The organism is Burkholderia sp. LMG 13014 (assembly GCF_905232215.1).
Classification (GTDB): Bacteria; Pseudomonadota; Gammaproteobacteria; order Burkholderiales; family Burkholderiaceae; genus Burkholderia.
Map to the genome: position 1 here is coordinate 1 of NZ_CAJNKE010000209.1, position 9,599 is coordinate 9,599.

General features: G+C 68.4%; 11 protein-coding genes. 3 read left to right on the plus strand and 8 right to left on the minus strand.

Translation table 11 applies throughout. The features are described 5' to 3' along the window. The 5 genes from JYJ84_RS20060 to JYJ84_RS20080 form a co-directional block, all read right to left on the minus strand. The coding region (locus JYJ84_RS20060) for a glyoxylate/hydroxypyruvate reductase A (RefSeq protein ID WP_205189400.1) at positions 1-896 on the minus strand (896 nt) is incomplete at its 3' end. 52 nt (positions 897-948) lie between these two features. Beyond that, a complete protein-coding gene (locus tag JYJ84_RS20065; protein ID WP_122948902.1) occupies positions 949-1,743 on the minus strand; it encodes a class II aldolase/adducin family protein in 795 nt (264 codons plus the stop codon). An 89-nt stretch (positions 1,744-1,832) separates the two neighbouring features. Further along, positions 1,833-2,480: an RraA family protein gene (locus tag JYJ84_RS20070; protein ID WP_236027134.1), complete on the minus strand. Its 648-nt coding sequence runs from the start codon at positions 2,478-2,480 to the stop codon at positions 1,833-1,835. Between the two features lie 26 nt (positions 2,481-2,506). Then, entirely contained in the window at positions 2,507-3,859 is a 1,353-nt protein-coding gene (locus tag JYJ84_RS20075; RefSeq protein ID WP_174960712.1) for an MFS transporter, read from the minus strand. Between the two features lie 161 nt (positions 3,860-4,020). Further along, positions 4,021-5,070 carry an AraC family transcriptional regulator gene (locus JYJ84_RS20080; RefSeq protein WP_175219353.1) on the minus strand — a complete coding sequence of 350 codons (1,050 nt, stop codon included), beginning with the start codon at positions 5,068-5,070 and terminating at the stop codon, positions 4,021-4,023. 70 nt (positions 5,071-5,140) lie between these two features. Here JYJ84_RS20080 and JYJ84_RS20085 point away from each other — a divergent pair, with 70 nt between their 5' ends. Continuing rightward, a complete protein-coding gene (locus tag JYJ84_RS20085; protein ID WP_174960716.1) occupies positions 5,141-6,352 on the plus strand; it encodes an MFS transporter in 1,212 nt (403 codons plus the stop codon). 31 nt (positions 6,353-6,383) lie between these two features. Here JYJ84_RS20085 and JYJ84_RS20090 read toward each other — a convergent pair whose 3' ends face one another. Together JYJ84_RS20090 and JYJ84_RS20095 are read right to left on the minus strand one after the other, a co-directional pair. Further along, positions 6,384-7,229: a helix-turn-helix transcriptional regulator gene (locus tag JYJ84_RS20090; RefSeq protein WP_174960718.1), complete on the minus strand. Its 846-nt coding sequence runs from the start codon at positions 7,227-7,229 to the stop codon at positions 6,384-6,386. Between the two features lie 47 nt (positions 7,230-7,276). After that, positions 7,277-7,834, minus strand: coding sequence for a carboxymuconolactone decarboxylase family protein (locus tag JYJ84_RS20095; protein ID WP_174960720.1), 558 nt, complete (start codon positions 7,832-7,834; stop codon positions 7,277-7,279). 415 nt (positions 7,835-8,249) lie between these two features. On the opposite strand from JYJ84_RS20095, the gene JYJ84_RS20100 reads away from it, so the two are divergent. Next, positions 8,250-8,588: a hypothetical protein gene (locus tag JYJ84_RS20100; protein WP_205170122.1), complete on the plus strand. Its 339-nt coding sequence runs from the start codon at positions 8,250-8,252 to the stop codon at positions 8,586-8,588. Between the two features lie 15 nt (positions 8,589-8,603). Continuing rightward, positions 8,604-8,945 (plus strand): hypothetical protein, encoded by a 342-nt coding sequence (locus tag JYJ84_RS20105; protein WP_205170120.1) that lies wholly within the window; start codon positions 8,604-8,606, stop codon positions 8,943-8,945. Between the two features lie 65 nt (positions 8,946-9,010). On the opposite strand, the gene JYJ84_RS20110 is transcribed toward JYJ84_RS20105, so the two are convergent. Further along, positions 9,011-9,599: isocitrate lyase/phosphoenolpyruvate mutase family protein (locus JYJ84_RS20110; RefSeq protein ID WP_205189401.1), on the minus strand; the 589-nt coding region annotated here is incomplete at its 5' end.

Genomic DNA, 9,599 nt, shown 5'->3' on the forward strand with positions numbered 1-9,599 from the left:
CGCAGCGGCTCGCCGTCCAGCAGCCGCTGTACGTTCTGCGCGACCTGCTGGCCGATCGTGTCGGAGCTGGCGACCGACGCCATGTGCGGCGTGACGATCAGGTTCGGCGCGCGCCAGAGCGGATCGTCGGCGGGCAGCGGCTCGACCGGGAATACGTCGACGAGCGCGCCGCCGAGCTGGCCGCGTTCGAGCGCTGCGGCCAGATCGGCGACGACGAGGTGCTCGCCGCGTCCGACGTGGATCAGCTTTGCGCCCGGCTTCAGCCGGTCGAACGTTGCCGCATTCAGGATGCCGCGCGTTTCATCGGTGAGCGGCAGCAGGCATACGAGGATGTCGGTACCGGCGAGAAACGCGTGCAGGCCGTCTTCGTGTTCGAACAGGTCGACACCGGGCAGCGCGCGCGGCTGGCGCGCCCAGCCGCGCACCGCGTAACCGCGTTGCTGGAGATCGACAGCAACCCGGCCGCCGATCTCGCCGAGCCCCATGATGCCGACGGTGCATTGCGACGGATGCGCCTGTTCCGGGCGAAACCAGCGTGCCGCCTGCTGGTTGCGCATCGCGAGGTCGAGCCGGCGGTGGAAATGCAGCACGCCCCAGGTGACGAATTCGCTCATGCCGCGTGCATGTTGCGGATCGACGACGCGGCACAGCGGCAGTGCGGGCAGCGCGGGATCGGCGAGGATGTTGTCGACGCCGGCCGCGATGCTGTGGACGAGCCGCAGGTTCGGCATCGCGGCGAGCGCGCCATGAGGCGGATCCCAGCACGCGGCGATTTCCGCGTCGGCGGCGCCCGGTTCGCCGTGCATCACGACGTCGAAGGCCGGCGCCGCGCGCCGGATCGAGTCGACGAGATGCGACATGTCGTAGCTTTTACTGAGGAGTGCGATTGTAGTCATCGGAAGCAGTGGCAGAGGCCGGCACGGAGGGCCGGCGCATGACGAAGGAGTTTCAGCAGCGGTAGTCGGACGCGGGATCGTCGATCAGGCGCAGCGCCGCGCGCCACGCGGTGTCGGCGATGTCGGCCGAATCGTCGCGCGTGAATTGCGCGGCCGTGCGCCGGCAGACGTCGGCGGGCGGCACGATCAGCTTCGCGCCGCCGGCCATCGCCTGCACCTGCGCCTGGCACGCGCGTTCGAGGAAGTAGATTTCGTGGAACGCCTCGGCGGCGGTGGCGCCGCCCGCAAGCAGGCCGTGGTTGCGCAGGATCATCGCCTTGTGCGTGGCCAGGTCGCGCACCAGCCGGTCGCGTTCGGCGAGGTCGAGCGCAATGCCCTCGTAGTCGTGATAGCCCAGCTTTTCATGGAACTTCAGCGCGTGCTGGCTGATCGGCAGCAGGCCGTGTTCCTGTGCGGACACGGCGATGCCTGCCGCGGTATGCGTGTGGACGACGAAGTGCAGGTCGTCCCGCGCGGCATGAACCGCGGAATGGATCGTAAAGCCCGCCGCGTTGACGCGGAACCGTGCCGGCTCGCTGGCCGCGCGCGGGTCGATCACGTTGCCGTGCGCGTCGATCTTCACGAGATCGGACGCGCGCATCTCGTGGAACAGCACACCGTAGCGGTTGATCAGGAAAGTCGGTGTGTCGCCGGGCAGCCGCGCCGAGATGTGCGTGTCGATCATGTCCGTCATGCGGAAATGCGCGACGAGGCGATACAGTGCCGCCAGGTCGGTACGGATCGCCCATTCGTCGGGCGGGCAGTCGTGCGCGCCGGCCGGCAGGCGTGCGTCTTCGAAGGATCGCATCGGTGTCTCTCCATGTTCAGGCATTGATGGCGGGGTAGTGTTCGCCCGCGCGGGGCGGCCCGTCAATTTCATTGTGCTAATGCGGATCATTAGCGCGGCGAATGGTCGTGCTGCGCGGTGACGGACAGCACGTCGGATACCGGTTCGCCGGCCCGCAGGCGGGCGAGCAGGGCCGGTTCCGCGCGATCCGACGCGAGCGCGGCGTCGATGACGGCGGCGAGCGTCGCCGGGTCGGCGAACAGCACGCCGTTGTCGTCGGCCATCACGATCGAACCCGGCGCGACCGTCACGCCGCCGCACTGGACGGAGCGGCCGAATGCGCTGGCGCCGTCGTCGAGGCGCTTGGTCGTCAACGCGCTCGTGCCGCGCGCAAAGACGGGCAGTCCGATCTGCCGAAGCTCGTGCAGATCGGTCGCCGCGCCGTCGACGACGATGCCTGCCGCTCCCGTGCATTGCGCGGCCGTCGCGGTGACCGCGCCGACACACGCATGCATGTGGTCGCCCTGCATGTCGATCACGAGCACGTCGCCCGTCGCGAGGCGGGCCAGCGCGCGATTGACCGCGACCGCGTCAGGGCTGCGCAGTTGCAGGGTGACCGCACGGCCCACCAGCTTGACGCCGGGGACGAGCGCGCGCAGTACCGGTTGTGCGAAGCCGGTTTCGAGGAAATGGCCGAGCGTCGGCAGGCTCACGTCGCGCAGTTGCTGCACGAGCGACGGATCGAGGGCGGGTGTCACGGGATTCACCGTTCGGCTGGCCGGATTCATGCGCGTTCCCCGACCGGTTCGTCGCGGTGCGCGTGCGCGGACAGGTCGCGTTTCAGCGTTTCCGTGAGCAGCAGGAGCGCGAGCGCGGAGACCAGTGCGGACGCAACCATGTACCACGCGACCGACGAGCCGCGCCCGGTCGCGGACAGCAGCGCGGTCGTCACGATCGGCGTGGCGGCGCTGCCGAGCAGGCCCGACAGCATGTAGCTGACCGACAGCCCCGAATAGCGCACTTCGGTGCCGAACAGTTCGGCGAGGAACGTCGCGATCGGCCCGTAGTTGGCCGCGAACGCGGTCATCATCAGCAGGTAGCCGGCGAGCGCAAGCGAGAACTCGCGGCTGTCGAGCAGCCAGAACATCGGAAAAGCAAACAGCGCCTCGGCGAGAATGCCGCCGAAGATCACGGGTTTGCGGCCGATGCGGTCCGACAGACGGCCGAACAGCGGCAGCATCACGATGCAGAGCGCGCAGGCGATCAATGCGATCGACAGCATCGCGCCGCGCGAATAGCCGAGCGTCTGGGTGCCGTACGTGAGCCCGAACGCGACCATCAGGTTGAATGCGGTGCCGGTCGACATCGTCGCGACGCCGCCCAGCACGACCTGCTTGCCGTAGCGGCCGAGCACCGCGGCGATCGGCAGCTTCACCTGCGCGGCGGCTTCCTTGACCTTCGCGAAGGTCGGTGTTTCCGTCGTGTTCAGGCGGATATACAGGCCGACACCGACGAGCAGTGCGCTCGCGAGGAACGGAATGCGCCAGCCCCACGCGAGCAGTGCCGCGGGCGACAGCATCGCACTGCTGACGAGGAACGCGAGATTCGCGATCAGCGTGCCGGCGGGCACGCCGATCTGCACCCACGATCCGAACAGGCCGCGCTTGCCGGCCGGGGCATGCTCGACCGCCATCAGTACCGCGCCGCCCCATTCGCCGCCAAGCGCGAGCCCCTGGACGATGCGCAGCGTCAGCAGCGACACGGGCGCCCAGATGCCGATCGCGCCATAGCCCGGCAACAGGCCGATCGCGAACGTCGCGCAGCCCATCAGGACCAGCGACACGAGCAGCATCGACTTGCGTCCGAGCCGGTCGCCGAAATGGCCGAACAGCGCGGCGCCGACGATGCGCGCGAGATACGCGGACGCGAAGGTGCCGAATGCGAGCAGCGTACCGACGAGCGGCACGAAGCTCGGGAAGAACACCTTGTTGAAGACGAGCGCGGATGCGGTGGCGAAGACGAACAGGTCGTACCATTCGACCGTCGTGCCGATCACGCTCGCGATGGCGATGCGCTTCAGGTCGTTGGGCGCAGCAGGAAGGGCGGGGGATGAGGCGGCGGGACGAACCGTGGCCATGGCTTTCTCCGGGGTGGGGCGGTCAGCGTTGAGATGACGGGCCGCGCGGCGTGCGCGGCAGGTGCGCCTTTATCGGAAGCCAAAAACAATAAGTAAAAGTGCGTTTTCTGATTCTTTGTATTAACGGCGTTGATGATGCATCCGGTGGTTGCCGGCGATGTTCAGTGCGGGCTGACCACCTCGCCGTCCGCGCGCACCGCGCCCGGCGGCTTGCCCACCACGCGCTTGAACGCGCGGCTGAACGCGGCGAGCGAGCCGTAGCCGAGCCGGTATGCGACGGCTTCGATCGTCTCGTGGTCGCGCGTGATCCATTGCGCGGCGAGCCGCATCCGCAGCTCGGTCAGGTAGCGCACGGGCGTCATCCCGGTCGCCGCGAGAAAGCGTTCGGCAAACACCGAGCGCGACACGCCTGCTTCGGTGGCGAGTTCCGCCACGCTCCAGTTGCGACCCGGGTCGCGATGCAGCGCGACGATCGCGCGGCCGAGCTTCGGCTCGCGCAGCGCCTGCACCCAGCCCGCCGCATCGCCGCATCCGCACTCGACCCAGCCGCGCACGATGAACGCCGCGACCACGTCCGCGAGCCGCGCGAGGATGCCCGCGAAGCCCGCGCGCGCCGAGCACGCTTCGCGCTCCATCGCGTCGAGCATCGGGCGGATTTCCGGGTAGCGCGCGAGCAGCGTGCCGACGTGCATGAACTCGGGCATCGTGCCGACGAGCGGCTGCATGCCGCCGAGATCGAGCTCCATGCACGCGCTGAAGATCAGCGCATCGCCGGCGCCCGGCTCGGTCGTCGCGCAACCGGCGGGCGATACGCCGGCCGATGCGACCGACGCCACCGTATCGCAGATCTTTGCGACCTCCAAGCCGTTGATCTCGCGGCACGGTGCATCGGGGTCCGACACCAGCGCGTGCATGCCGCCGTGCGGCAGCAGGATCGCGTCGCCGGCCTCGAGCCGGATCGTGTCGCCCGACGCGTCGCGCAGCAGCACGGGCCCGCGCCCGACGAAATGGAACTGCGCGCGGCCGGTCACCTGGCCGAAGTTCAGCCCGAACGGCCGCGCGACCTGGATGCGGCGGTACTGGACGCCGCTCAGGCGCATCCCCAGCAGCAGCTCGCTGACGAGGTCGTGCACGTCGGGGATGGGCGGAAGCAGGGGCTCGGACATGTCGAGATTCGGACGATTGATCAACAAGAACGGATTGTATGTCATAGACCGTCCTGACGTGGTTCCTTACGATACGCCCTCATCAGTACTTTCCCTAACCGACACGGAACCACGCATGAATCCCGGAATCTCCACGGCCGCCTCGACGGCGGCCCCCCGCGAACCGGCCTGGGGCGCGGTATTCGCGATGACGCTCGGCGTCTTCGGGCTCGTCACGGCCGAATTCCTGCCCGCGAGCCTGCTGACGCCGATGGCCGAGAGTCTCGGCGTGACCGAAGGCGTGGCCGGGCAGGCCGTCACGGCCACCGCGACGGTCGCGCTGGTCACGAGCCTGCTGATCTCGGCGCTGACCCGCACGATCGACCGGCGGCGCGTGCTGCTCGTGTTCTCGGTGCTGCTCGTCGCATCGAACCTGGCGGTCGCGTTCGCGCCGAACCTTGCGATGCTGCTGGTCGGCCGCGTCGTGCTCGGCATTGCGCTCGGCGGTTTCTGGACGATGGCGACGGCCACCGCGATGCGGCTCGTGCCGACGTCGATGGTGCCGCGCGCGCTGTCGATCATCTTCAGCGGCGTGGCGGTCGCGACGATCGCGTCCGCGCCGATGGGCAGCTACTTCGGCCACCTGATCGGCTGGCGCAACGTGTTCCTGATCGCGGCCGTGCTCGGCGGTATCGCGTTCGTGTCGCAGGTCGTCACGCTGCCGTCGATGCCGCCGAGCGGCACGACGCGGCTGCGCACGCTGATCGACGTGCTGCGCCGGCCGACCGTCGGCCTCGGGATGTTCGCGACGATCCTCGTGTTCACCGGGCATTTCGCGTTCTTCACGTACCTGCGGCCGTTCCTCGAACAGGTTGCGGGCGTCGGCGTGAACGGGCTGTCGGCGATCCTGCTCGGCTACGGCATCGCGAACTTCGTGGGCACGTCGCTGGCGGGCCGCGTGCTCGAACACCGGTTGCGGCCGATGCTGATCGGGATGCCTGCGCTGATGGTCGTGCTCGGCGTCGCGCTCGTCGCGCTCGGCCGTGCGCCGATGATCGACGCGGTGCTGGTCGCGTTGTGGGGGATGGCGTTCGGCGGCGTGCCGGTCGCCTGGTCGACGTGGGTCACGCGTACCGTGCCCGATGAGGCCGAGAGCGCGGGCGGGCTGATCGTCGCGGCGATCCAGCTCGCGATCGCGACGGGCGCGGCAGCCGGCGGCGTCGTATTCGACGCGAACGGTGCGGCCGGCGTGTTCGTTGCGGCAGCCGTCGTGCTGGCCGTCGCGGTTGCGACGATCGTGACCGGCGTACCGAAGCGTGTCGGCGTGGTGTCCGCGCTCGCGGAATGACGTTGCACCGGCGGGCCGCCCGGCCCGCCGCTCAGCGCACGGGTGCGTGCGCGTCGAGCAACTGCCGGTGGCGCGCTTCGGTCGCGTCGTCGGCGGGGAACATGCACTCCATGCGCAGTTCCTGCGCGGCGGCGCTTTGCGGCGTCCCCACCGTCGTGACCAGCGAGAAGTAGCGCAGCACGACGCCTTCGTGCACGAAGCCGATCGGAATGACCGGCAGCGACGGTGCGGCGGCCGGCGCCGGCGGTGTTTTCCAGTCGCGCGGCGCATCGGGGCTGGCGAGCAGGTCGTCGAGCAGTTGCCGCGTGTCGTCGTCGATTACGCGGCCGACCGATTCGCGCTGCACGCGCTGCAGCAGGCTGCGCGACACCGTATCCCAGTCGGCCACGAACGGCCGCATCCCGTGCGGATCGAACATCAGGCGCAGCAGGTTGCGCGGGCCTTCGCGCGCGGCCATGTCGATGAAGCAGCCGAAAAAGCGCGGCGCCGCGTCGTTGCTCATCAGCACGTTCCAGTGGCGATCCATCACGATCGCCGGAAACGGATCGTGCTGGCGCACGACCCGTTCCAGCGCGCCGATCACGCCCTGCATCTCCTGCGCATCCCACGGCGCTTCCGAATACACCGGCGCATAGCCGGCCGCGAGCAGCAACGCGTTGCGCTCGCGCAGCGGCACGTCCAGAGTTTGCGCGAGCGTCAGCAGCGTGTCGCGGCCCGGCATGCTGCGCCCGCTTTCGATGAAGCTGATCTGGCGCTGCGAGATGCCCGCGTCGAGCGACAGGTCGAGCTGGCTCACGCCGCGCACGTCGCGCCAGTAGCGCAGCAACTGGCCCAGTTCGTGCGGCGGCGCGTGCGGTTCGCGGCGGCTGGCGTTCATCGTGCGTCCCTTGGCGTTCCGTGAGCGACCGATCGACTATATCGGACTCACGCGGCGTGCGCATGCCACGCAAATGCGTCGAACGGTGCTTCGAGCGCGGGCTTCGTCACGCTGCCGACGTAGTTCGTGATCGTCGACGCGGCGACCACCGCGATCACCTCCAGCAACTGTTCGTCGCTGAAGCCGGCGTCGAGGAACGACTGCCGGTCGGCATCGGCCAGGCGGCCGCGGGTGTCGATCAGCTTGCGTGCGGTGGCCGACAGCGCGGCCAGTGTCGCATCGCCGGGCAGGCCGCCGCGGCGGATCGCATCGACGTCGGCGTGGGTCACACCCTGTTTCAGCGCAAGCGCGGTATGGAACGCGACCGGCCACTCGCTCGCGTTCGTGACCGCGTTGGTGAGCAGGAGCGTCTGGATCTGCGGCTCGGTGAGGCTGCTTGCGTGCACGCGTTCGAACAGGCCGAGGAAGCCGTTGATCAGCACCGGCGATGCGGCCATGGCCGCCGCGATGTTCGGGACCACGCCGAAGGTGTGCTGGAGCTGCTGGAGGACGGGCTTCGATGCGGCCGGCGCGGAGTCGATGGTGTGAAGCGGATAGGCGGACATGATGTCTCCCGGGCGATGAGCGCCGCCGGAATGGCGGCGCGACACCCGAAGCGTAGGAGCGGTCGTGTCGTGCGCCAATTACATGGCATGTAATCGTCGTGAGTGGCGGGGCCGCGAACGGCGCGAATCGATCGCGTGGCACACTCGGGTTCGGCGGGCCGATTCGCGTGGCGCACGCATGCGATCGTATGATGTGCGAGCATCCGTGGCGCCATGCTGGCGCCAGTGGCTGGAAAGGGTCAGCGACCGTTGGCCGGTGCGGGGGAGGGTACGGCCGCGTTGGCCGTTCGCATGCGCGGCGCGATGGGCTTCCCGGACTTTTCCACGCAACGACTGCATTCTTGAGGCGCTTGGCTCAATGAAGAAGGTAATCAACTTCAACTATCTGTCGCCGCTGTACACGTGCTTGTTGATCATGACCGATGACGAGCTGGACGATTTCTACATCAACTCCGATGACGGGCGGGCGTGGCTGCTCCAGCAGATGAAGACCCGATTCGAGCGATACGGTGCTGAATCCCGGTCGCGCGTCGTCGACGCACTGGAATATGTGCTGGTGTCGGGTTCATGGCTGGCGCGCTGGCGTGGCATCGTGCCGCACGAGATTCCGCTGGACGACGTGACGGACAAGGAGAAATATGTTCGCGATCTTTTTCAGGTGTTGGCCGGCAGGGCACCCGATCCCGCATTCGACGTTCGCGAGATCGAATTCGACCAGACCGTCGGGCCCAACGGAATCGATGTCCGGAAATAGCGAGGCAACCGACGAATGAGCGCGACGAAACGCGAGATGAAGAAGGATAACGAAACGATCGAACTGTCCGGCGAGGAGGCGTTGCGTGTGCTCGCGGAGATCGAATACATCCTCATCTCGTTGCGCAATATCGGCCGCTACTATCACGCTGGCCCGGCAGCCGCCGCCGGCACGGATCCGGACTATGCGCACGAGACCAACCGGTTCATCGACGAGGGCGGCGTGACCCGGCGGCTCGCGGAGGTGCGAAAGATCATCACCGGGAAATTCGATCGGTCGCTCGGCGCCGACGACATGGACGACGTCGAGCGGGCGATGGAACACATCAAGGTCTGGGAGAAACCCGGCGATCTGTGACGGCCGGTGCGGCGTGCGGCCGGCATCGCGATGCCGGCCAGCGCTGGATCGCGATGAAACGCGCGTCAGCTGCCTTGCCTGACCATCTCCGCCAGCGTCTTCATCGCCTGCAGGTACGGATACGGCCCGTGGCTGATGCGGGCCACGCCGTATGCCGCGAATTCGGCGAGCGTCGGTGTCTCAGTGACGCGCATCACGTTCACCGGCAGCGGCGATGCGGCCGTCAGCGCGCGAATGAGCGCCGGCGAGCGCAGCCCCGGCACGAACAGCCCGTCGGCACCGGCCGCTGCATAGGCGCGTGCGCGGGCCAGCGTGGCGTCGAGCAGGCGCTCGTCGTGCGTGTCGGCCGGCGCCTTGAAGAACACGTCGGTACGCGCGTTGATGAAGTAGTCGGCGCTCGTGCGATCCGCGGCCTGCCGTGCCGCTGCGAGGCGGGCCGCGGCGGCTTCGACGTCGCGCAATTCGCCCGTCGCCGGGAAGCTGTCTTCGAGGTTGCAGCCGATCGCGCCGGCGTCGATGCTCAGCGCGATCGTTTCGGCGACATCTTCCGGCCGTTCGCCGTACCCGCTTTCGAGATCGACGGTGACGGGCAGGTCCGTCGCGCGCGTGATCCGCCCGAGCACTTCCATCATCAGCGCGCGGGGCATCTGTTCG

Excerpts from the sequence above, each read along its gene's own strand:
- JYJ84_RS20085 (WP_174960716.1), top strand. The coding sequence starts at position 5,141 with ATGAATCCCGGAATCTCCACGGCCGCCTCGACGGCGGCCCCCCGCGAA.
- JYJ84_RS20075 (WP_174960712.1), bottom strand. The coding sequence starts at position 3,859 with ATGGCCACGGTTCGTCCCGCCGCCTCATCCCCCGCCCTTCCTGCTGCG.
- JYJ84_RS20080 (WP_175219353.1), bottom strand. The coding sequence starts at position 5,070 with ATGACATACAATCCGTTCTTGTTGATCAATCGTCCGAATCTCGACATG.
- JYJ84_RS20090 (WP_174960718.1), bottom strand. The coding sequence starts at position 7,229 with ATGAACGCCAGCCGCCGCGAACCGCACGCGCCGCCGCACGAACTGGGC.
- JYJ84_RS20100 (WP_205170122.1), top strand. The coding sequence starts at position 8,250 with ATGACCGATGACGAGCTGGACGATTTCTACATCAACTCCGATGACGGG.
- JYJ84_RS20105 (WP_205170120.1), top strand. The coding sequence starts at position 8,604 with ATGAGCGCGACGAAACGCGAGATGAAGAAGGATAACGAAACGATCGAA.
- JYJ84_RS20065 (WP_122948902.1), bottom strand. The coding sequence starts at position 1,743 with ATGCGATCCTTCGAAGACGCACGCCTGCCGGCCGGCGCGCACGACTGC.
- JYJ84_RS20095 (WP_174960720.1), bottom strand. The coding sequence starts at position 7,834 with ATGTCCGCCTATCCGCTTCACACCATCGACTCCGCGCCGGCCGCATCG.